Here is a 20,959-nt window from a genome sequence, read left to right on the forward strand (position 1 = left end):
GTGGGCCTAGCCCGCGCTCCCGGCACGGTAGCCGACGCCCCGTACCGTCATGACGATCTTGGGGTTGTCCGGGTCGAGTTCGACCTTCGCCCGCAGACGCTGCACGTGCACGTTGACCAGCCGCGTATCGGCCTTGTAGTGGTAACCCCACACCTGCTCGAGCAGCATCTCCCTCGAGAACACCTGCTGGGGCTTCGACGCGAGCGCGACGAGCAGTTGAAACTCCAGGGGCGTGAGAGCGATCGGAGCCGTGCCGCGGCGCACCTCATGGGCGTCGACGTCGACGGTGAGGTCTCCCACGCGCAGCTGCTCCCCCACATTCTGCGACGTGGGCCGCAGTCGGGTTCTGATACGAGCGACGAGCTCCTTCGGGTTGAAGGGCTTGACGATGTAGTCGTCGGCTCCGACCTCGAGTCCTCTGACCACATCAGCGGTGTCGCTGCGGGCGGTGAGCATGATGACGGGGACTCCGGATTCGGCGCGGATGCGCGTGCAGATCTCGATGCCGTCCATCCCGGGCAGCATCAGGTCGAGCAGCACGAGATCGGGACGCTGTGCGCGCCACTCGTCGACCGCCCGCGCACCGTCGGCGCAGAACACCGGCTCGAAACCTTCCGTGCGCAGCACGATGCCGATCATCTCGGCGAGCGCGGTGTCGTCGTCGACCACAAGAATGCGTGAGGTCATAACTGTTACCTTATGGCACTCAGTACCACGGTCCTCCTGTCTACGCGCCCGACGGGTCATGTGACACGATGGGAGCGCACGACGGAGGGAGCGCCGGTGAGCGGCCAGACATGGACCCCTGCCCCGAAGAAGGGCATCATCCCCCTGCATCCGCTGACGTTCGGGATGCTGTTGAGCAAGTCGTTCGTCGCACTGCGCCACAACCCCAAGGTCCTCTTCGGCTTCGGAGTCGTCATCCAGCTCGCGGTCGTGGTGCTCAGCGCCACGGTGATGGGCTTCGTGTTCGTCACGACGTTCACGCGGCTCGAGTCGCTCTCTCCCTCCTCCCCGGACTTCGAGGCCGTGTTCGCCGGAACGATCGCGATGAACATCGTCGCGGGCATCTCCGTCGGTCTCGCGTCCGTCGCTTTCACCGCTCTGATGCAGGGCGTCGTCGCAGCCGAGATCGGCTACGCCGCGATCGGCGTGAAGGCCACGCTGAAGACCCTCTGGCGCAAGATGACCCCGTCGTTCTGGCGGCTGGCCGCCTTCGCTTCACTCTCGGTCATCTTCATCTTCGGTGTGATCGTCATCCTCTTCGTCATCGTCGCCGGCTTCGTCGCCAGCGGGCTCGGCGGATCCGCTGAGGCCATCGGCGGCGTCGTCATCCTCGTGCTGCTCGTCCTGCTCACGACGATCCCCCTCCTGGTCTGGCTGACGACCAAGCTGCTGCTGGTGCCGTCCATCCTCGTCCTCGAGCGCGCGAAGCTCCGCGATGCGCTCGTGCGCTCGTGGCGACTCACCCGCGGTCGCTTCTGGATCGCCTGGGGAGTCACCTTCCTGATCGGCGCCATCATGGGTGCCGCGATGCAGCTCGTGAATCTCCCCGTGTCGCTGCTGAGCTCGATGCTCGGATCGGTCATCGCCCCGACCGGCTCTGCGGACACTGCCGCGATCATGGGGTTCGTCTTCGCCCTCCTCGCCCCGCAGATCCTGCTCCTCGTGCTGCAGGCCATCACGCTCGTGGTGCAGAGCACCGCAGGCACCCTCGTGTATCTCGACAGTCGGATGCGCTACGAGGGTCTCGACCAGGCGCTGATCAGTCATGTCGAGCGACGCGACCTGGGGTGGACGGAGGAACGGCTCGGCGACCCCTTCGTCGTCGACGCCACGCGCGCCGTCTCGAGTGCACCGCCGCCCAAGCAGGTGCCCGAATGGGCGACGATGACGCCGGCCGGCTATGAGACGCAGCCGTATGGAGGGCAGCCGTACCCCGGGCAGCAGTACCCCGGGCAGCAGTACCCGGCACAGCCGTACCCGGCACAGCCGTACCCGGCACAGCCATACCCGGCACAGCCGTACCCCGGGCAGCAGTACGGGTACCCGACTCAGCCTCCCCCTGCACAGCCGCCGTACGCGCCGCCGGCTGCGACCGTCCCGCCTCAGCCACCGGCGTATCGGCCGGCACCGGCGCCCGCCGCTCCCCCGGCATCCTCAGCGCCCGCGGACGACTCCACCTGGGCGGCCCCCGGAGCGGGCAGCGAAGGATCTGCATGATCCGCCCGCTGGACGATGTGCTGGTGCCCGACGGAGACGAGGCGAGACAGTGGGCCGAGCAGGAGCTCTCCGACCCGCGCTATGCCGATGCGAAGCCGACGTGGTTCGATCTCGTCGCGCGTGACATCGGACGGTTCCTCGCCGATCTGTTCAGCTCCGACAACGGCGCCAGCGTCGGGCCGCCTGCACTGATCATCGTCAGCGTCATCGTCTTCGGCGCTCTTGTGGCGGCCCTCATCATCTGGGGTCGCCCTCGCCGCTCCCAGGCGATCCGTCGGCCGGGTGCCGGGCTTCTCGGCGCCGAGGACGACCGCTCGGCGGCGCAGCTGCGTGCGGATGCCGACCGTGCCGCGCGGGCGGCGGACTGGGACGAGGCGACGGTCCTGCGGTTCCGCGCGCTCGCGAGAGGACTCCTCGAGCGCGACCTCATCGAGCCGTCCCCCGGCGCGACGGCCCAGGCGATCGCGCGCGAGGTCTCTGTCGTGTTCCCTGCGGAGACGACGCCCGTCCGCCAGGCCGCCGTGTTCTTCGACGACGTGCGCTATCTGCGGCATCCCGCGACCGCTGATCGCTACGCGGAGCTCGCAGCGACAGACGACCGGCTCAGTGCCCTGCGCCCGGAAGCAGTGACCGCGTGAGCGTTCTCGAGCAGCAGGACGTCCCCGCGTCGACCGCCGAACGCGCGCCTCGAGGCCGACGGTCGCGAGCTCTGCTCGGATGGCTGATCATCGTGGCGCTCGTCCTCGGCGGCGTCTTCGTCGCGATTCAGGTCGGTGTGCGCATGCCCGATCAGCGGGGTTCGCTCGATCCCGAGAGCGTGAGCGACTCGGGTGCCATGGCCATCGCGCAGATCCTGCAGGAGAACGGTGTCGAGGTCTCGGTCTTCCGTTCGCGCACCGAGGCACGCCAAGCGCTCGATGACGACGCCACGCTCGTGATGGCGAATCCGTACACGCTCTCCGACGAGGCGATCACCGAGCTCATCGAGCCCGCCGACCGGGTGGTCTTCCTGTCGAGCAGTACGCACCTGCTGAGCCTCTTGCGGATCGGCGACAACGCCACCCCGGATTTCACCCCGGTGCAGGCGGACTGCGACGCACCCGAGTTCGCGGACGTCGGCTCGATCCGTCCTGATCGGCTGTTCACGCCCGCCGACGGCGTGGAGGGATGCTTCGGCGACGACGACGCGGCGGCCGTGCTCATCGATGAGAGCGACGGAGCCACGCATGTCGTCGTCGAGGGTGCGCGCCTCTTCAGCAACGCCTATCTCGCGGATGACGGCAACGCCGCACTCGCGCTCGCGCTGCTCGGACAGACCGAGCGCGTCGTCTGGTACGTGCCCAGTTTCGGCGACACGGACATCGAGGGCGAGACCGAGGACACCCTCGGGTCGCTCACCCCGGGATGGGTGACACCGGCCATCCTGCTGCTCATGCTGGCCGGCGTCGCGGCAGCACTGTGGCGCGGTCAGCGCTTCGGACCGCTCGTCGCCGAGACGCTGCCGGTGACGGTCCGCGCCTCGGAGACCATGCACGGTCGCGCACGTCTGACCGCGAAGGCCGGCGACGCCGCGCACGCGGGCGAAGCTCTCCGAGACGGGAGCCGGCGCCGCCTGGCGCGCAGGCTCGGCCTCGCTGTCACCGCGAGTGCCGAGGAGGTCGCGGATGCCGCAGCCGACCGGCTGCGCGTGCCGCGTGGCTCGTTGCACGAGCTGCTCGCGGGCGCGCCACCCGTCGACGATCCGTCACTGATCGACCTCGCGCGCCGACTGCAGGAACTCGAGAGCGCCGTCGACGCCTCGTCCTTCACGGAGCGGAGATCCGAATGAACCGCCCCCGCCGAACCGCCGTCCATCCATCATCCGACCGGAAGCCGAGGACACCACGTGACCGCTGAGAACTTCAACGACGCCGAGCTGCGTCAGGCCATGCACCGCGTGCGCACGGAGGTCGACAAGGCCGTCGTGGGCCAGGCGGGCACGGTGACCGGCCTGCTGGTGTCGCTGCTCGCGCGAGGACATGTGCTGCTCGAGGGCGTGCCCGGGGTGGCGAAGACCCTGGTCGTGCGCTCGTTCGCCCGGGCGCTCGGCCTCGACACGAAGCGCGTGCAGTTCACCCCCGACCTCATGCCGGGAGACGTCACCGGTTCGCTGGTCTACGACGCCCGCACGGGCGAGTTCGACTTCCGTGCGGGTCCGGTGTTGACGAACATCCTTCTCGCCGACGAGATCAACCGCACGCCTCCGAAGACCCAGGCCGCCCTGCTCGAGGCGATGGAAGAACGTCAGGTGTCCGCCGACGGTGTCAGCCGAGCTCTGCCCGACCCGTTCCTCGTCGCCGCGACGCAGAACCCGATCGAGCACGAGGGCACGTATTCGCTGCCGGAGGCCCAGCTCGACCGCTTCCTGATGAAGCTGGTCGTGGGAATGCCGGAGCGGGATGCCGAGGTGTCCGTGTTGCGCAAGCACGCCTCCGGCTTCTCCCCGCGCGAGCTCACCGGCGTGGAGGCGACCGTCTCCGCGGACGAGATCCGTGCGGCTCAGGATGCGGCAGGACGCGTCGAGGTCACCGATGACGTCCTCGGCTATGTCGTCGACCTCGCCAGAGCCACGAGGCAATCGCCCTCGGTCGAGCTCGGCGCGAGCCCCCGCGCCTCCACGGGTCTGCTCGCCGCTGCGAAGGCGTGGGCGTGGCTCAACGCATCCTCTGCCGTCACGCCGGATCACGTGCAGACGATGCTCGTCCCCGTCTGGCGGCACCGGCTGCAGCTCCGCCCGGACGCCCAGATGGAGGGCGTGTCCGCGGATGCCGTGCTCACATCCGTCGTCCAGCAGACCAGGGTGCCGATCTAGGTGTTCGTCACCGGCCGTCTCGCGCTTGCCGTCGCCGTCGGCATCGTCCCGCTCGTCCTCGCCGGGCTGGCGGACTTCCCGCCCTATGCCGCCCTCGGCATCTGGGTGCTGCTCTGCGTCCTGCTGATCGTCGTCGATGTGCTGCTGGCTCCAAGCCCCCGCTCCGTCGTCGTGACCAGGCGCGTGCCGACGCGCACCCGCATCGGCGAGCAGGTCCCCGTGAGCGTCGCGCTGCAGAATCAGGGTCCCCGGACGCTCCATGCGCTGATCCGCGATGCCTGGCAGCCGACGGCCGGGGCGGGTGAGGCCCGTCAGCGACTCAGCGTCCCGCCGGGCGAACGGCGACGCGTCTCCATCCCCCTGCTGCCACGACGTCGCGGCGAGCTGGCGAGCGAGTTCGTGATGATCCGCTCGCTCGGTCCGCTCGGCCTCGCCGGCCGGCAGGCCCGTCACCTCGTACGCGGGACCATCCGGGTGCTGCCCGCCTTCTCGTCGCGGAAGCACCTCCCCTCCCGCCTCGCCCGTCTGCGGGAGCTCGACGGGAACACGAGCATCCAGGTGCGCGGTCAGGGCACCGAGTTCGACTCGCTCCGCGAGTACGTCCGAGGGGATGACGTGCGGTCGATCGACTGGCGCGCCACCGCTCGCGCGGGCACCACGATGCTGAGGACGTGGCGACCGGAGCGCGACCGCCACGTCGTGATCATCATCGACACCGGCCGCACGGCCGCCGCGCGCGTCGGCGACGGCACGAGGGTCGATGCCGCCCTGGAGGCGTCTCTTCTGCTCGCGGCCCTCGCCGCACGTGCGGGCGACCACGTGCATCTGCTCATGTACGACCGGGTCGTGCGGGCGCGCGTGACCGGTGTGGAGGGGACAGCGCTGCTTCCGGCGCTGACCGATGCGATGGCTCCGGTGCACGCGCGTCTCGTCGACACCGATTGGCCGGGTGCTTTCGCTGCCGTGCGCACGCTCACGACCCGTCCGTCGCTCATCGTGGTGCTCACCGCTCAGGATGCGGCTGAGTCGGCTCGCGGATTCCTCGGTGCGTTCCCCGACGCGAGCAGGTCGACATCGATCCTCGTCGGTTCGGTCACCGACGACGGCATCGCAGATCTCACGACGCGGCGCGGATCTCGAGAGGAGATCTACCTCGCTGCGGCGGCCGAACGCACGATGCGCGACGCGGAGAACGTGGCCGACGCGGTGCGCCGCGCGGGAGGCGAGGCGATCGCCGCTGACCCCGAGTCGCTGCCTCCGAGGATCGCAGACCGGTACCTGGAGCTGAAGGCCGCCGGGCGCCTCTGAACGCGGAGAGTCAGCCGGCCAGGAGCCTGGGCGTACCTGCCTCGTACTCGACGAGGTCTCCGGTCTCGCCGCGGCGATACGCTCGACCGCCGATCACGAGCATATAGATGAGGAACGCGGCGAGGGCGGCGACGCCGATGCCGATCTTGACCGGCCAGGGCAGCGCCCACCCCGTCACGAATCCCTCGATCAGCCCGGACACGAACAGCGCGAAGACGAGTCCGATCGCCACTGTCGCGAGCGAGCGTCCCTCGGACGCGAGTGACTCGCCTCTCGAACGGTGTCCCGGCGCGACCCACGACCAGAACAGGTGCAGACCCGCCGCAGCCGCGACGAAGATCGACGTCATCTCCAGGAGTCCGTGCGGGAGGATGTAGAGGATCATCACATCGACCTGGTCGTGTGCGGCCATGACGGCGCCCGACACGCCCAGCCCCATCGCGTTCTGCACGAGGACGTTGATCGGCCAGATGCCGGTGATGCCGAACAGCACGCATTGCAGGGCGATCCAGGCGTTGTTCCACCAGACCATGCCCATGAACACCGCGGCCGGGTTCTCGGTGTAATAGCCGGTGAAGCTCTCGTCGGCGTACTGCTCCAGCAGGTCCGGCGGGCCGAGGGTCGCGAGGAGTGCCGGATCTGCGGAGATCCATGTCGCGGTCCCGACGACGATCGCGATGAATGACGCCGCGATCACGAGCGTCGTCCAGCGCAGTCGATAGAGCGCGGCGGGCAGCTGCAGCGAGAAGAATCGGCCGGTCTGGGTGAGGATGCTGTCGGACGCCCCGGTGAGTCGCAGCCGCGCGCGCACGAGGATCGTCGAGAGGTACGCACCTTGAGGTGACTCCCCCACCGAGGTCTTGAGCTCAGCGAGATCCGCGGACGCCGCGCGGTAGCGGACGATCAGCTCGTCGACGCCCGCGCCGTCGAGCCGAGCACGGCTCAGCTGGTCGAGCCGTTCCCACTCGGCGCGGCGTGCATCTGTCAGCGCATCGGCATCCACCTGATTTACTGTACTCATGTCCGCCGCGCTCGATGCATCCGACGAGGTCCTCTCGGGCGAGGCCGTCGCGATCGACGTGCAGCCGATCGGCTTCGTGTTGCGAGCCGCGGGCGCGATCATCGACCTCCTGGTCGGGCTCGCTGTGTTCCTGTCGACGATCTTCCTGCGGATCTGGCTCCTCGCCATCGGCGTCCTGACCCAGGCGACAGACACGATCGCCTTGATCGCCTCGATCGTGATCAGCTTCGTGGTGCTGCCGATCACCATGGAGGTCGCCCTCAAGGGCCGCAGCCTGGGCAAGCTCGCCGTCGGGGGTCGGATCGTGCGACTCGACGGTGGCGCGACCGGTTTCCGCCATGCGTTCATCAGGGCACTCCTCGGCGTCCTCGAGATCTACATGACGCTGGGCAGCATCGCGGTGCTCGCCGGAGCGTTCAGCGCCCGCTCGCAGCGGCTGGGAGACATGGTCGCCGGCACCTACAGCCAGCGCGTGCGCACGCCGAAGCTGATCCCGAGCGTCCCCGTGCTGCCGCCGATGCTCGCCGGCTGGGCGCAGATCGCCGATGTCGCGCGCCTCCCCGACCGTCTCGCGCGCCGCATCTCGCAGTTCCTGCAGAGCGCTCAGCGGATGGTCCCGTCAGCTCGCGCCCGAGTGGCGCAGGATCTCCTGACCGAGGCATCGCCGTTCGTCTCGCCTCTGCCTCAGGCCGCCCCGGAGGTTGCGCTCATCGGCATCACCGTGCTGCGGCGCGAGCGGGAGCGCAGAGCGCTGGAGAACGCCGACCGCCGAGCGGAGAAGCTCACCGGTCGACGCGTCGGGGCCTGAGCACACCGGTCTCTTCGCGAACCCCGGCGCCGTCAGAATCGGATCGCGTCGATCACCTTGACGCGAAGGGCGACCAGTGCAGGGATGAAGCCGGCGACGGCGCCCACCAGGATCGACGCGGCGAGCCCCACGAAGGCCGCGCGCATCGGGAACGGCGGCACGTCCTGGATCCCGTAGAACAGCGAGGTGACGACCCAGTCCGAACGGAGCACCGCGACGACGATCGCGATGCCGACGAGCCCCGCCACCGTCGTCGCGACGAGGCTCTCGAGGAAGACCGAGAAGAAGACTCGGCCCGAGGTGGCGCCGAATGCGCGACGCACGCCGATCTCACGCACTCGCTGCCGCATCGCGACGAGCTGGATGTTGATCAGACTCAGAGCTCCCAGCGCGAGGATCACGGCAGCGATGCCGCCGGTGACCATCTCGAACGTCGCCTGCGCATCCAGCGCACCGGGCTGGGCGGCCCAGTCCGACCGGCTGACCGACACCGTCTGCCCGTCCGGGAGCCCTGCGCGAAGATCCATGGCGAGCACGGGTGCGATCTCGTCGACCTGCTCCTGTCCGAGCCAGACCTCGTACTGCGGCCAGGCGCCCTCCGGCAGAGCATCGACGCGGGCACGATACGCGTCGTAGAGGATGTCGACCCGAAGCTCCTCGTCTCCGAACCCCTGGCGAGGCACGACACCCACGACCTGATAAGTGCCACCCGCAGGCCCCGCGAGCGTGAGAATCGGATGCTCCGCGACGGGCGTGCGACCGATGCGATCCCACAGCGCCTCCGTGATCACGACGGGCGGGGAGAGTGCGTCGGCATCCGCATCCCGCATCCATCGGCCCACGAGCAGCTGCTCGCGGTGGATCTCGGAGTAGAGCGGATCGATCAATCGTGAGTTGACATCGACGATGCCGTCCGGCAGCTGCACCGGAACGACCATGCCCTGCGCGATCCGGGCCGTGTGGCTGAACTCGAACCGCTCGGTGACGCGCGTGAACCTCTCATCGAAGGCGTCGAAGTCGACCGGCGCCCCGTCGTCGCTGCTGATCGTGACGACCAGGGTCGCCGCCCTGCCTCCCCAGCGATCCGACTGCTCCGCCTGGAACTGACGCTGATATTCCGAGACGGCGACGACCCCGGTGAGGGCTGCCACCGAGACCGCGATGCCGATCAGGCTGAGCAGCACACGCAGCTTGTGGACGCGGATCTCCGCCCACGCATCCGACAGCGCTCCGAGGATGCCGGTCATGACGCGGCTCCGCGACGCGAGTACGGCATGGCCGGCATGCTGTCGGGTGTCGGCATCTCGGCCCCGGTGGACGCAGCCGCCGGTGCGGATGCGGACGGGACGGATGAAGAGGGAACGGATGCGGAGGGAACGGACGCCGCGAGGGTCGAGGCTTCGAAGGCGCGGCTGAGATCCGCAGGCTCGAGGACCCCGGCGTCGAGTCGGTAGTGCCGTCGGGCACGGGCGGCCACATGGAGGTCGTGCGTGATGGTCACGAGTGCCGCGTCGGTCTCGGTCGCGACCTCGTCGAGCAGCGACATGACGGACGCGCCCGTGTCGATGTCGAGTGCGCCGGTCGGCTCGTCCGCGAGGATCAGCACGGGCCTGCGCACGAGGGCCCTCGCGATCGCGACCCGCTGCTGCTCTCCTCCCGAGAGTCGATCGGCGATCTGCTCGATGCGATGACCGAGGCCGACTCTCTCGAGCATGTCAGCGGCGATCTGCCTCCTGTTCCGGAACAGCCGACCGCGCGCATGGCCGAGTGGCATCATCACATTGTCGAGCGCGGTGCGCCCCGGGAGCAGATTGAACTGTTGGAACACGAAGCCGACGTTGTCGCCGCGCAGCCGGTCCAGCCGCCCCGACCGCATCCGACGCACTTCGCGATCCTCGAACGACACGGAGCCGGTGGTCGGAGCGTCGAGCATCCCGAGGATGTTGAGCAGCGTCGACTTCCCGGAGCCCGACCTGCCGACGATCGAGACGTGATCACCCGCACTGACCTCGAGCGTGATCCCTTGCAGGATCTCCAGCTCCGAGTCGTCAGCGAGCCGCACGCTCTTCGTCACATCGCTCAGCGCGACGAGAGTCACCAGCTGACCCCGCTGTCGCACTGCTCGACTCCGGGAGCCACCTCGTAGCAGACCTCCTCGACCGGGGCGACGAAGCCGGGGACGAACTGGCGGATCGACTCCCCCTCTTCGAGGCCGGAGACCACCTCGACCATGGCCCCGTCACTCACGCCGAGCTCGACCGCTCGCTCTTCCGGTTCAGCGCCGTCGCCGGCATCGACCCAGACGTTGCCCGTGCCCGCGCCACCCTGCACAGCGGTGACCGGCACCACCAGGGCGTCATCCACCTGCCCGAGCGCCAGATCCATCGTCGCCGGCAGACCGGCGAAGACGACCTGGTCACCGGGCACCGCGCATCGCACGCTCGCTGTGCCCTCGGCGCTCACCTGCACCCGCACTCCTGTGCACACGAACGGCGCGGGCCCCCCGGTGATCGTCACCGATGCGTCGGCCGGCGCATTCACCAGGCGGTACAGCTGGACCGGCTCGACGGTCGCGAGCAGGTGGTAGCGCGCGGGCGTGAGCGTGAAGATCTCGGTTCCGGTGGATGTCGCCTGACCCTTCACGAGAGCGATCTCCGAGACGTCGCCAGCCTCCGGCGCGACGACGTCCACATCCTTCTTGGGCTCGTCCTGCCTGATCGTGAAGAGCTTCTGCCCCGCCGCGACGGTCGCCCCGTCGGGGACATGCACCGCGATGACCGTTCCGGTGATCTCCGACCGCACCGGGAACGCGTCATCGCGTGCGACGTTGCCGCTCAGGGTGAGAGCGTTCACCACCGAGCCCCGTTCGACCGGGATGACGGGATCGACGATCGACGACTCGGGGCTGACCATCGCCTCTGTGGCGTCCGGGAAGAACGCGATCTTCACGAGAGCCGCGGCGCACGCACCGAAGACGAGAACGAGAAGAAGAGGGAAGATCCAGCGTCGCCAGACGATCACGGCTGCCTTTCCGGCGGCGCCGCCCTGGCGCATCCGCGGTCAGCGTATCGGCATGCGTCGATGACCCACCCGCCCCGAGGCGGCGTGTCCCCGTCGGCGATGCGGACGGTATATCAGGCGCGAAGCGCCTCGTGCCGGACGACGAGCCATCCCGCAGGAACGGACAGGCGGTCCGCATGCTGTGCGCACAGATCATGCGCGTTCGGGTGGCGCGCCATCCCCAGGGGCCCGAGCGCGGCCATCTGATCGCCGTAGTCGTAGGTGAGAGTGGCCACGGCCTCGCGCGCGCAGCCGACCTTCGAGCAGAGTCTTCCGTCCATTCACGCCAGGCTACGTCGAGGTTCATCGGATGAGCGGATGCCGCGCCGCCGCGCCCGTCGGACTCAGCCTAGACTTTCGCTATGCCCCGTCGCTCCCGCACCTCTGACGCACCCCGCCGCGGGGCCAGGCACGGGCGCCACGGTCGGCTCGGACGCAGCGAGGTCGTGCGCCCTCCACTCGCCCCTCTCGACGGGCGCATCGACCGGTTCGATCTGACCGTCGGCACTGCGGTGGAGTTCCTTCGAGGAACCTGGCCCGAACTGCAGGAGGTGCGGTTCGAGATCGGCGCCATGCCCGCGTTCGAGGCCGCAGACGAGGTCCCGCGCTGGTACCTCGATCACGAGAAGGCGCGCATCGTGCTCTTCCGGCTTCCCATCGAACGGCTGCTGCCGCCGGGACACGACGACTCCGCCCACCGCAGGATGGCGATCGAGAGCGCCGTGTTCAGAGCTGCGGCCGAGTACGTCGGCCGCGAGCCCTGGGACCTCGGCGGCCACGAGCACTGAACTCAGAGACCGTCCTCGCCGGTCCGCAGGTCACGGGTAGACGGTGATGCTCTGCTGCGCTCCCGCAGCCGGCCATACCGGCCAGACCGCGAGCGCTCCGGGCGCGCTCATCGTGACGGAGGCATGCACCGGCGCCGAGGTCGACAGCGCATACACCGTGCGCGGCGTCACATCGACCGACGCCGACGAGTGGGCGGGGACAGTGACCTCGACGGGCTCTCCGCCCGATGTCGATGCGACCTGCACCGTCGCATCGACATCCTCGTCGTTGGCGAGCACGAGGCGAGGCGTCGGCCCGGCAGGAACGGCGACGTACACGTCATCCTCGAGCTCCGGGGCCGGCGTGACCCAGGCGAAATCGTCCTGCGGCCCGGCGACATCCTGCTGCCGCACCGCGGCGAGCACAGGGTTGTCCGATTCGATGCTCATCGTGTAGTCCCCCGGCGACAGCGCGGAGAGCGACAGCTCGGTGGGTGCGTCGGCGGTGAGCGGAACGGTGAACTCGTCGGCGATCGTCGACGCACCGACCTCTCTGACCGTCACGACGGCCTGGGAATCGACCTCGGGTGACATCAGCCGCAGAACCGCCATGTCTGCGTTGTCGCCCTGGTTCTCGAAGACCTGGATGCCCGGGAGCACCGGCTGACGCTGCGCAGCGGGAACCGCATCCTGCAGGTCGATGCCCGAGGGATCGAGGGTCCGGGTGAGCGACGACTGCAGTACAGCCCGCACGGGCGACCCTGTCGCGGTCACCTTGACGATCGGGAAGTCCGATCCGGCGGCGATCGAGGACAGCGCGAGCGCGACCTGAGACTCCGCGGGGACGATCACGGTGCTGGACGCCCGCGCAGACCCGAACACGCCGAGAGAAACAGTGGAGGGCACGACCCCGGGGTTCGTGAGAACGATCAGGTCCTCGGTCCCGGTGGCGACCGTTCCGCCGACGAGCCACGACTCGATGCCCGCAGGACGGCAGGGCGCCGCGGCGAGACCGAACAGGTCCGCCTCCTGCACGCTGACCGACTCCGTGGCGCCGAGCAGCGGCGCCTGGCGTCCCTCGACAGGGCCCACGAGGCGTTGCGCGGATCCGCCGTCGGCGAGGTCCTTCGCAGGCAGGGGACTCGACTCCGGTCGCCCGGATGACCCCTCGGAGGTCAGTTGGGGAGACGCCGCCGACACCATCTCGAGCGGGTTGGAGGGATCTCGACCGACCGCGCGAAGGTCACCGTTGCAGACGAGAACGGTGTCACCCGGAAGGGGCGCCACCTGCGCCTGAGCGGGCTCGTGCGAGACAGTCGGCCACGGCGCGGTGATGCCGACGACGACACCGACGACGCACGCTCCTGCGACGACGGCGCCTGTCAGGACTCGAGCGCCGGTCGCCGCCACCCGGAATGCGCGGTTGCGGGTCATCGCCGCTCCTCCTCACCCTGTTCGGTCGACGGATGGGCCTCGACTGCCGCATCCGGCTCGGGCCCGTCCGAGGGCGCGGCGTCGGCTGTTGCGGCTGTCTCAGCGACCTCCGGATCGCCGTGCGGTTCTGCGGCGCCGTCGCGGTCCTCGGGGTGCCGAGGCAGCACGAGCGGCTCTTCCGGTGCTCGTCCGACGATGCGCGAGCGGGCGCGGGCTGCTCGCCGCGACGCACGTGTCGGCACGGACAGCAGCAGCGCCGCGAGCACGAGCACGAGCTGGACCGTGCTCACGAGGCGCGCTGTCGCCTGCTGAGCGGTCGAGAGCGGAGCCCGTGGCGAGGCGTCGGCCTCGAGCCTGTAGAGCACACCACGGTCGGTCGAGCCGGCCTGGACGAACCCAGCCCGCTGGTCGAGCGATGTCACCGCGGCCGTGCGCAGAGAGCGAGCACGGTCCGACTCCTCACCCGAGACCTGTGCGAGCAGGACGTACGAGATCCCCGTCCGAGCCAGCTCATCAGCCGCATCGAAGTCCCTGGCCGAGAGCAGATCGACCGCGAGCGTCGTGAGGTCGGAGCCGCGCAGCTCCGTCGCTGTGGAGAGGATCGTCGTCTGGGCGCTCAGCGTCTCGCTTCCGCCCCACGCCACCTCGGTCGCCAGGCCGCCGTCGTTCTGCGGGGTGAGCACGAGGGTTCCGATCTGACGGTCGGCACCCGCCTGCGCTGCGACATACGCCGGCAGCGTCGATGCGGGACCGTCTCGGAGTTCCGACTCGTCCGCGTGGACCGCGGCCAGGGCAGGAACAGCGCACACGGCGATCGCAAGACCGGCGACCGCCGCGCTGAGCACCCGGACCCGTGGCATGGTCACCGCGGTGTCGAGCGTCACGAGGGCGGCTCCGGTGACGCCGATCCACGCGAGGCTGAGACCCGAACCCGGCCAGATGGCGACGGGAGTCCCTTGGGCGAAGGACACGGCGACTCCCACGGCCAAGAACGCGGTGGCCAGGCCGCAGAGCGCGACGAGCAGAAGAGTGATTCCGGCTCGCCAGCGCGGGGCGACCGCTGATGCGAGAGCGAGGAGCGCGAGCGGGGCGAGCAGCACCCCCACCCACGGCGCGAGCTCGAGGCCGAGCCACGTCGCCCACCCGGCCATGTCACCGCTGGGGAATCCGCTGGCCAACGCGAGTCTGCCTGCGGCATCGGCCGCTGCCTGCGGACCGGCCCAGATCGAGCCGGGATCCGCGAGCACCGCGAGGATGTCTCCGCGGCTCAGCTGCCAGACCACGAGCGGCGCGAAGAGGGCGACGGCGGGAATCGGCACCCAGACCAGGCGGACGGCTCCGCGGATACGAGCGCCGGCGAGGGTGATGCCGAGCGCCACGACCCACAGCAGGAGGAGTGCCGGGGCGAGCGAGGGCGCACATGCCGTGACCGCGGCGAAGAGGAGCGATGCTGCACCTGCCGCGCCCCACGAACGATGGGCTACTGCCCCTGCGTGGAAGAGCCAGGGCAGGAGGAGGTGCACCAGCACAGCGGCGGGGCGACCGTCGACGAGCGCGGTGAGGAAGGTGGGAGCGAGCGCCCACACGATTCCGGCGAAGATGCGCAGACCCGCACGATCGGTCACTCGCGTGGCCGCGAACCAGCCGCCGAGCACGGCGAGGGGCAGCGCCAGCACCCAGAGGAGCACGAGGGAGAACGACGGGGCGGCCGGCCAGAGAGAGCCGAGCACAGCGAGCACTCCGGAGAAGGGGTCCGCGGGGCCGACGACGTCGACTCCGAGACCGCGCAGCCCCCAGGCGGCGTCATTCCACAGCGCACCCACCGTCGACCGCAGCGGAAGCAGCGCACCGCCACCGAGCACGGGCCACGCGAGGATCGTGGTGAAGGTCGCGATGCTGACGACGAGGGCACCCAGCACCGCCCAGGCGCCTCCGCCCGAGAAGAACCGGAGCTCACTGACCGCTCCGCCCTCGCTGCCGTGGCCGTCATCCAGCCGACGACGAAGATCGGAGCTGCTCACACGCAGCGGGGCGATGCTCGACCAGCTCGAGGTGCGGAAGGAGCGGATGCGAGAACGAGACCGCGCGATCGCGCCGAAGCGGAACATCGCCGTCACCGCAGCCGCCCACTCGGGCGCGACGGCCTCCGGCCGCTTGCCGATCAGGTCGGCCATGGATCGCCAGAGCGCGAGAGGAAGCAGAGTGAGCCAGTGCAGCGGGACGGAGATCGCCGGGGCATAAGCGAGGCGGCGGTGCAGCTGGGCGAGTCTGGTCGCGAACGCGCGCCTGCCCCGCGCGGTCGGAGGTGTCCCTGGTCCGTCCGGTGACACGGATACGCGCGCCGAGGGCGCGAGCACGACGCGTCCGCCACCGAGGCGGGCACGGACTCCGAGGTCGAGACCCAGGTCGGCTCCCGCGAGCGCCGGATCCGGACGCAGCGCATCGCGGACCTCGCCGCGGATCAGCATGCCGCGGATGTCCGCACCGAGCGCGTCGTCGCTGGCATCGTGCTGTCCTTGGTCGAGCTCGCCGCCGGCCAGCTCCACCGAGCGCCCCAGAGTCGTCATGCTGACGCCCAGAGAGACGATCTCGCGGTCGTTGTCGGTCTGCACGAGCTTGGGCGCCACGATCGCCGCCGACGGAGATCGTTCGAGAGTGCCGATCAGGCGCTCGAGCGCTCGCGGGTGCGGAGCGGTGTCCTGTGCGAGCAGCCAGACGGCGCTGCCCTCGAGGATGCGGGGTCTGGCGAGTTCGACGGCATCCGCGAATGAGGTGTTGCCGCGCGCCTGGATGATGCCCTCGACTGTGCTGGTCACCGCCTCGCTCTCGCGAGCCGACGCCGCGTCGCCGCACATCACCAGGGTGATGGCGGCTGCGGGCGTCGTCTGGGAGCGCAACGCATCGAGTGTGCGGAGCAGCTGCGCGCGGGCGGAGGAACCGGGGCGCGCGACGATGATTGCGTGAACTCGGGCTGGCATGACGTGGTCAGCCTATGCGTGCGACAGGAATCGGGGGCTGACCCGACCCGGCGTGGCCGCGAAGCTATGAACGCGGACGAATCACTGCCGGGTCAGCTCGCGCGACGCTTGAGCTTGCGGCGCTCGCGCTCGGAGAGACCGCCCCAGATTCCGAAGCGCTCGTCGTTGTTGAGCGCGTACTCGAGGCACTCGCCGCGGACATCGCAGGACGTGCAGATCCTCTTGGCGTCGCGGGTCGATCCGCCCTTCTCGGGGAAGAAGGCCTCAGGATCAGTCTGCGAGCACAGTGCATCGCTCTGCCATGCGAGAGCATTGTCATCGTCGGTCTCGACCTTGCGAACCCCGGGAACACCGAGGTTGATCGGATCGACGAACCAGTTCTCCGGTACGTCTGAACGGTAACCCGTCATCTCGCTCTCCAACCCCTAAATTCCGCCCCCTCGGCGGGCCGTGCTCAACTAATTACACCCGTGTCATTCCCATCGGTCAAGTCGCGGATCGTAAACCCTCAATCCGGTCTTGAAGGTTCTTGACCTCCGTACGGCGTGTCGCACGTCCGCCCGAGGAGTCAGCGGCCGGAGGTGAGATCGCCGGGCGATGCGACGAACGCCTCGCCCTGGCCGCCGACGGTCAATCGAACCTCGTCGGCGGACGCGAACGCGACGGTGCCGACCGGAACATCGAGCACTGCACCGTCCGCACCGCCCACCCTGACGCGACCGGACGTCGCGAGGACCATCGTCGGTCCGTCCACGTCGATGACGACGTCCTGGCCGTCGAGTTCGACTCTTCTCAGCGAGAAGTCCGCGACGGGCACCGGGTACTCCGTGATCGCACCATCCGTCGTCGGGCGCAGCACCGGCACCTCGCCGGTCGTCGTGTCGAGGACCGAGAGCAGCTCGGCCACATCGATGCGCTTGGGCGTGAGACCGCCGCGCAGGACGTTGTCGCTCGCCGCCATGATCTCCACTCCGAGACCGGCGATGTAGGCATGCAGGAGCCCGGCCCGCAGGAAGATGCCCTCGCCCCTGCGAAGCACCACGTGGTTCATGAGCAGCGCGACGACCACACCGGGGTCTCCCGGATAGGTCTCCGCGATCGCCGCCACACCGCGGAGCGTCTCGGCCCATTCGCCCGACGCGGAGGCTGCGGCCGCGCTCACCGAGGCGACGACGTCGTCGACCACGGACCGCGCATCGCCGGACAGCAGCCAGCCGATCGTGTCGCGCAGGACGTCGCCCTCACCGCGGAGACGATCAGCGAGTTCCTCGACCCCGGCGCTCTGCCCCAACTCCCCCAGCAGGCCCAGGGTGTCGCCGACGGGGCGCAGCCCGCTCAGGGATTCGAACCGTTCGCTCAGGGCGACGATCAGCTCGGGCTTGTGGTTGTCATCGCGGTAGTTGCGAGTCGGGTCCGTGGCGTCGAGCGTCGATTCCCTCGCCCACCCGGCTCTCGCCTGCTCGACGGTCGGGTGCACCTGGATGGACAGGGGCGATGCGGCCGCGAGGAGCTTGAGCAGGTACGGCAGAGCACCGCCCGTGACGGCGTCCAGCGTCCCGCCGCCCTGCACGTCGGACGGGTCTCCCGGGTGGTCGCCGAACCACACCTCCGCCTCAGGCGCACCCGTGGGGGTGCGGCCTTCCAGGTCGGCCAGGAGCGTCGGGGATCCCCACGCGTAGTCACGGGGTGCATTCGAGAGACTGAGCAGCATGCCACCAGGCTATTGGCAGGGAACCCACGGTGCCACGACCGTCCCATCGGTGACTCGCGACTTCCGCGCGGTAGCCTGAACGCGATGGCGCAATACACGAAGCACCCGGTCGCCGCCCCGCCCGCCGCTCCCGAGCGCGAGTCCACGGGGCATCTTCTGCTGCGCGGGTACATCGGCCTGGTGCTGTTCGCGACCTTCGCGCACTCGGCGGTGTACAACCTCGTGGGCGAGATCGGCGCATTCATCACCCTCCTCGTCTTCCTGATCGCGACGCTCTCCATCGGCGTTCCGATGATCGCCCGTCGGCGACCTGCCGCGTTCGCGTGGCGTCGCCTGCCCTGGGCCGCCGTCGCGTACACCGCGCTGGCCCTGCTCTCGATCGCGTGGTCTCAGTGGCGCGGAGCGACCGTCATCACCTGGGTCCTGCTCGCCACCGTCACGGTGAACGCGCTCTTCATCGTCCACGTGCTGACCTGGCACGAGATCGTGCGGGCGCTCGCTTCCGCGTTCAAGTGGATCCTCGGCCTGTCCCTCGCGCTCGAGCTGTGGGTCGCCCTTGTCGTCCACGCTCCGATCCTGCCGAACTTCTTCGTGCGGCCGGACGGCGAGACCAACGCCCACTGGTACTGGGTTCGCGGCAACCTCGTGGACGGCGGCCGGATCCAGGGCATCGTGGGCAATTCGAACGTGCTCGCCATCATCTGCCTGTTCGCGATACTCACCTTCGGCGTGCTGTTCGCCGCGCGCACGCGCTGGCGCACCACTCTCGCGCTCTGGGCCCTCCTCGCGGGATACTTCCTCGTCCGGGCCGGATCCGCGACGGCATACGTGTGCGCCGCCGCTGCCGCCGCAGTCCTGGTCGTCGCCCTGCTGATGCGCCGCGCGAAGTCTCCGGGCGCACGAACACGACTGTATGTGCTGTTCATCGGCGGCGCCGTGGTCATCGGATCCGCCGTCTGGCTCCTGCGTGAACCCCTGTTCGCGCTCATCGGTCGCAGCGCAGACCTCACCGGGCGCTCCGACAAGATCTGGGACAAGGTCCTCGCGCGTGCCGCGGAGCATCCGATCTTCGGCAACGGGTTCTCGAGTCCCTGGGTCCCCTTCGATCCTGCCTTCGCCGGATGGATCGAGGATCACGGCATCACCGTGTTCCACGCGCACAACATGTGGCTCGACGTGCTGATGCAGCTGGGCGTGGTGGGGGTCGTCCTCATGGCTCTCGCCTATCTCAGTCTGCTCTGGCGTTCGTGGTTCTTCGCCATCGACCGCCCTCGCTGGGATCTGAGGTCGGACCGCGAATATTCGGCGATCACTCTGCTTCCGAGCCTCTTCACGGTCGTGCTGCTCGTGCAGGGTCTGACGGAATCGACCCCGATCATGCTCTGGGGCTGGATGCTGCTGGTCCTGCTCTCGTTCAAGATCAAGGTCGTGCCCCTGGTCGGCGTCGGTGAACGCGAGCGTGTGATCGAGCGCGGCGAGCGAAGCCGGCGGGTTCCGTGACGCCCGAACGTCGTCTGAGCGATCTGCTCGGCTCGGCCGAGTTCGCCCGCGCGTACACGATCGCGGTCCTCACAGCGGTCTTCTCGTCGTTCGCGATCGAGCACATCGCCTCATCGGTCACCCTCGCGACGATCATCGCCGTCCTGTGCGTCGTCGGCGCCTGGATCCTGTGGGTGCGCAGGGAGGAGCTGTCGCTGCTGCGGATCGCCCCGTCGTCGCTGCTGGCCTTCCTGGCGTGGGCCGCCGTCAGCATCGTGTGGACGACCGACAAGTCCGACACCGCTTTCGGTTGGATGGAGCTCTTCGGCTTCGCCTTCCTGGCGATCACCGTCGGCCACATCCGCGACACCCTCCAGACCGTCCGCGCCCTGGGCGACTCGCTGAGGTTCCTCCTCCTCGTGTCGCTGGGCCTGGAGCTCCTCTCCGGCGTGCTGCTCGACACGCCCTTCCTCTTCCTCGGCATCCAGGGAGACCTGGCCGTCGGCGGACCCGTGCAGGGGATCTTCGGCAGCAGGAACATGCTCGGTTTCGTCACCGTGATCGCACTCATCACTTTCGTGGTGGAGTGGCGGTCGCAGTCGCTGACCGCTCGCATCGCGATCCCCTCGATCGCGCTCGCGGCGCTGCTGGCCTTCTTCTCCTCCTCCCCCACCGTGCTCGTGCTCGCGGCCGCAGTCGGCGTCGTCGCCGTCGCGCTCGCGATCGTCCGTCACACCCCGCCCGAGCGGCGGACCATCGTGCAGTGGGTGCTCGGTGTCCTCGTCGCTCTCGCCCTCGCCGCCGCGTTCGCACTGCGCCATGTGATCATCGCGCTGCTCGATGCCGGGTCGGATTTCTCGATCAGAGCGACCCTGTGGAACACGATCCTCGATTTCGTCGCTCTCAAGCCGGTCGAGGGGTGGGGCTGGTACGGCGCGTGGGCCCGCGGAGAGTTCCCGTTCACGTACATCAACTTCCTGCTCGACGACCACCACCAGAGCGCGCTGAACGCGTACTTCGACGTCCTGCTGCAGCTGGGCGCAGCCGGCCTCGTGCTCTTCCTCCTGTTCGGCGGCATCGCCACCGTCCGGTCCTGGCTCGTCGCGAGCGCTCGACGTTCGGTGGTCTACGCCTGGACCCCGCTCATGCTCGTCACACTCGCCGTCGAGTCGATGTTCGAGAGCTTCACGATCGTCGGCGCGGGCTGGTTCATGCTCGTGCTCTGTGCGCTGCGGGCCGGCCAGACGAGGTCGTGGCGGGAGAACATCGACGCCGCGCACACCGGAGCGATCCCGACGCTGCGTCCCGAACGCTGACCT

19 protein-coding genes are annotated in these 20,959 nt (G+C 69.3%); 9 read left to right on the plus strand and 10 right to left on the minus strand.

Annotation, left to right across the window (positions count from 1 at the left end; genetic code table 11):
- Positions 1 to 6 precede the first annotated feature (6 nt).
- The gene (gene mtrA, locus LQZ85_RS05370) at positions 7 to 687 is read right to left on the minus strand and encodes an MtrAB system response regulator MtrA (protein WP_053095661.1); all 681 of its coding nucleotides are present in this window, start codon (positions 685 to 687) and stop codon (positions 7 to 9) included.
- 96 nt (positions 688 to 783) lie between these two features.
- On the opposite strand from mtrA, the gene LQZ85_RS05375 reads away from it, so the two are divergent.
- The 5 genes from LQZ85_RS05375 to LQZ85_RS05395 all read left to right on the plus strand — a co-directional run bounded on the left by LQZ85_RS05375 (position 784) and on the right by LQZ85_RS05395 (position 6,382).
- Positions 784 to 2,223, plus strand: a complete 1,440-nt coding sequence (locus tag LQZ85_RS05375) for a hypothetical protein (RefSeq protein ID WP_230100636.1) — start codon at positions 784 to 786, stop codon at positions 2,221 to 2,223.
- Complete coding sequence (locus LQZ85_RS05380; RefSeq protein WP_056278227.1) at positions 2,220 to 2,861, plus strand: DUF4129 domain-containing protein; 642 nt, start codon at positions 2,220 to 2,222, stop codon at positions 2,859 to 2,861. Before LQZ85_RS05375 ends, LQZ85_RS05380 begins: the two co-directional genes overlap by 4 nt.
- Positions 2,858 to 4,051, plus strand: a complete 1,194-nt coding sequence (locus LQZ85_RS05385) for a DUF4350 domain-containing protein (protein WP_056278224.1) — start codon at positions 2,858 to 2,860, stop codon at positions 4,049 to 4,051. Before LQZ85_RS05380 ends, LQZ85_RS05385 begins: the two co-directional genes overlap by 4 nt.
- Positions 4,052 to 4,150: 99 nt before the next feature.
- Positions 4,151 to 5,074, plus strand: coding sequence for a MoxR family ATPase (locus LQZ85_RS05390; protein ID WP_230100690.1), 924 nt, complete (start codon positions 4,151 to 4,153; stop codon positions 5,072 to 5,074).
- Positions 5,075 to 6,382 carry a DUF58 domain-containing protein gene (locus LQZ85_RS05395; RefSeq protein WP_056278220.1) on the plus strand — a complete coding sequence of 436 codons (1,308 nt, stop codon included), beginning with the start codon at positions 5,075 to 5,077 and terminating at the stop codon, positions 6,380 to 6,382.
- A gap of 10 nt (positions 6,383 to 6,392) precedes the next feature.
- On the opposite strand, the gene LQZ85_RS05400 is transcribed toward LQZ85_RS05395, so the two are convergent.
- Positions 6,393 to 7,385 (minus strand): stage II sporulation protein M, encoded by a 993-nt coding sequence (locus LQZ85_RS05400; protein ID WP_053095656.1) that lies wholly within the window; start codon positions 7,383 to 7,385, stop codon positions 6,393 to 6,395.
- A gap of 16 nt (positions 7,386 to 7,401) precedes the next feature.
- On the opposite strand from LQZ85_RS05400, the gene LQZ85_RS05405 reads away from it, so the two are divergent.
- Positions 7,402 to 8,211, plus strand: coding sequence for an RDD family protein (locus tag LQZ85_RS05405; protein ID WP_230100637.1), 810 nt, complete (start codon positions 7,402 to 7,404; stop codon positions 8,209 to 8,211).
- A gap of 32 nt (positions 8,212 to 8,243) precedes the next feature.
- On the opposite strand, the gene LQZ85_RS05410 is transcribed toward LQZ85_RS05405, so the two are convergent.
- The 4 genes from LQZ85_RS05410 to LQZ85_RS05425 all read right to left on the minus strand — a co-directional run bounded on the left by LQZ85_RS05410 (position 8,244) and on the right by LQZ85_RS05425 (position 11,552).
- Positions 8,244 to 9,458: an ABC transporter permease gene (locus tag LQZ85_RS05410; RefSeq protein ID WP_053095654.1), complete on the minus strand. Its 1,215-nt coding sequence runs from the start codon at positions 9,456 to 9,458 to the stop codon at positions 8,244 to 8,246.
- On the minus strand, positions 9,455 to 10,309 hold the full coding sequence (locus LQZ85_RS05415; protein ID WP_230100691.1) for an ABC transporter ATP-binding protein: 855 nt from the start codon (positions 10,307 to 10,309) through the stop codon (positions 9,455 to 9,457). The genes LQZ85_RS05410 and LQZ85_RS05415 overlap by 4 nt, the downstream gene beginning before the upstream one ends.
- On the minus strand, positions 10,306 to 11,265 hold the full coding sequence (locus LQZ85_RS05420) for a biotin/lipoyl-containing protein (protein WP_230100638.1): 960 nt from the start codon (positions 11,263 to 11,265) through the stop codon (positions 10,306 to 10,308). Before LQZ85_RS05420 ends, LQZ85_RS05415 begins: the two co-directional genes overlap by 4 nt.
- An 80-nt stretch (positions 11,266 to 11,345) precedes the next feature.
- Positions 11,346 to 11,552: a DUF3499 family protein gene (locus LQZ85_RS05425; protein ID WP_053095653.1), complete on the minus strand. Its 207-nt coding sequence runs from the start codon at positions 11,550 to 11,552 to the stop codon at positions 11,346 to 11,348.
- 165 nt (positions 11,553 to 11,717) lie between these two features.
- On the opposite strand from LQZ85_RS05425, the gene LQZ85_RS05430 reads away from it, so the two are divergent.
- Entirely contained in the window at positions 11,718 to 12,059 is a 342-nt protein-coding gene (locus LQZ85_RS05430) for a metallopeptidase family protein (RefSeq protein WP_053095652.1), read from the plus strand.
- Between the two features lie 30 nt (positions 12,060 to 12,089).
- Here LQZ85_RS05430 and LQZ85_RS05435 read toward each other — a convergent pair whose 3' ends face one another.
- The 4 genes from LQZ85_RS05435 to manA all read right to left on the minus strand — a co-directional run bounded on the left by LQZ85_RS05435 (position 12,090) and on the right by manA (position 18,161).
- Entirely contained in the window at positions 12,090 to 13,472 is a 1,383-nt protein-coding gene (locus LQZ85_RS05435; protein ID WP_056278215.1) for a DUF5719 family protein, read from the minus strand.
- Entirely contained in the window at positions 13,469 to 16,450 is a 2,982-nt protein-coding gene (locus LQZ85_RS05440) for a glycosyltransferase (protein WP_056278212.1), read from the minus strand. The genes LQZ85_RS05435 and LQZ85_RS05440 overlap by 4 nt, the downstream gene beginning before the upstream one ends.
- A 92-nt stretch (positions 16,451 to 16,542) precedes the next feature.
- The gene (locus tag LQZ85_RS17850; RefSeq protein WP_072591048.1) at positions 16,543 to 16,860 is read right to left on the minus strand and encodes a WhiB family transcriptional regulator; all 318 of its coding nucleotides are present in this window, start codon (positions 16,858 to 16,860) and stop codon (positions 16,543 to 16,545) included.
- A 158-nt stretch (positions 16,861 to 17,018) separates the two neighbouring features.
- Positions 17,019 to 18,161, minus strand: a complete 1,143-nt coding sequence (manA, locus tag LQZ85_RS05450) for a mannose-6-phosphate isomerase, class I (protein ID WP_056278209.1) — start codon at positions 18,159 to 18,161, stop codon at positions 17,019 to 17,021.
- An 84-nt stretch (positions 18,162 to 18,245) separates the two neighbouring features.
- Between manA and LQZ85_RS05455 the strand changes: the two genes are divergently transcribed.
- Both LQZ85_RS05455 and LQZ85_RS05460 read left to right on the plus strand, forming a co-directional pair.
- A complete protein-coding gene (locus LQZ85_RS05455; RefSeq protein WP_230100639.1) occupies positions 18,246 to 19,661 on the plus strand; it encodes an O-antigen ligase family protein in 1,416 nt (471 codons plus the stop codon).
- Entirely contained in the window at positions 19,658 to 20,956 is a 1,299-nt protein-coding gene (locus LQZ85_RS05460; RefSeq protein ID WP_053095648.1) for an O-antigen ligase family protein, read from the plus strand. Before LQZ85_RS05455 ends, LQZ85_RS05460 begins: the two co-directional genes overlap by 4 nt.
- The last annotated feature ends 3 nt before the right edge of the window (positions 20,957 to 20,959 follow it).

Origin of the sequence: Microbacterium sp. Bi98 (assembly GCF_918698045.1) — a bacterium.
In the GTDB taxonomy this organism is placed as follows: Bacteria; Actinomycetota; Actinomycetes; order Actinomycetales; family Microbacteriaceae; genus Microbacterium.

Excerpts from the sequence above, each read along its gene's own strand:
- mtrA (WP_053095661.1), bottom strand. The coding sequence starts at position 687 with ATGACCTCACGCATTCTTGTGGTCGACGACGACACCGCGCTCGCCGAG.
- LQZ85_RS05380 (WP_056278227.1), top strand. The coding sequence starts at position 2,220 with ATGATCCGCCCGCTGGACGATGTGCTGGTGCCCGACGGAGACGAGGCG.
- LQZ85_RS05390 (WP_230100690.1), top strand. The coding sequence starts at position 4,151 with ATGCACCGCGTGCGCACGGAGGTCGACAAGGCCGTCGTGGGCCAGGCG.
- LQZ85_RS05405 (WP_230100637.1), top strand. The coding sequence starts at position 7,402 with ATGTCCGCCGCGCTCGATGCATCCGACGAGGTCCTCTCGGGCGAGGCC.
- LQZ85_RS05410 (WP_053095654.1), bottom strand. The coding sequence starts at position 9,458 with ATGACCGGCATCCTCGGAGCGCTGTCGGATGCGTGGGCGGAGATCCGC.
- LQZ85_RS05420 (WP_230100638.1), bottom strand. The coding sequence starts at position 11,265 with ATGCGCCAGGGCGGCGCCGCCGGAAAGGCAGCCGTGATCGTCTGGCGA.
- LQZ85_RS05425 (WP_053095653.1), bottom strand. The coding sequence starts at position 11,552 with ATGGACGGAAGACTCTGCTCGAAGGTCGGCTGCGCGCGCGAGGCCGTG.
- LQZ85_RS05435 (WP_056278215.1), bottom strand. The coding sequence starts at position 13,472 with ATGACCCGCAACCGCGCATTCCGGGTGGCGGCGACCGGCGCTCGAGTC.
- LQZ85_RS05440 (WP_056278212.1), bottom strand. The coding sequence starts at position 16,450 with ATGCCAGCCCGAGTTCACGCAATCATCGTCGCGCGCCCCGGTTCCTCC.
- LQZ85_RS17850 (WP_072591048.1), bottom strand. The coding sequence starts at position 16,860 with ATGACGGGTTACCGTTCAGACGTACCGGAGAACTGGTTCGTCGATCCG.
- manA (WP_056278209.1), bottom strand. The coding sequence starts at position 18,161 with ATGCTGCTCAGTCTCTCGAATGCACCCCGTGACTACGCGTGGGGATCC.
- LQZ85_RS05455 (WP_230100639.1), top strand. The coding sequence starts at position 18,246 with ATGGCGCAATACACGAAGCACCCGGTCGCCGCCCCGCCCGCCGCTCCC.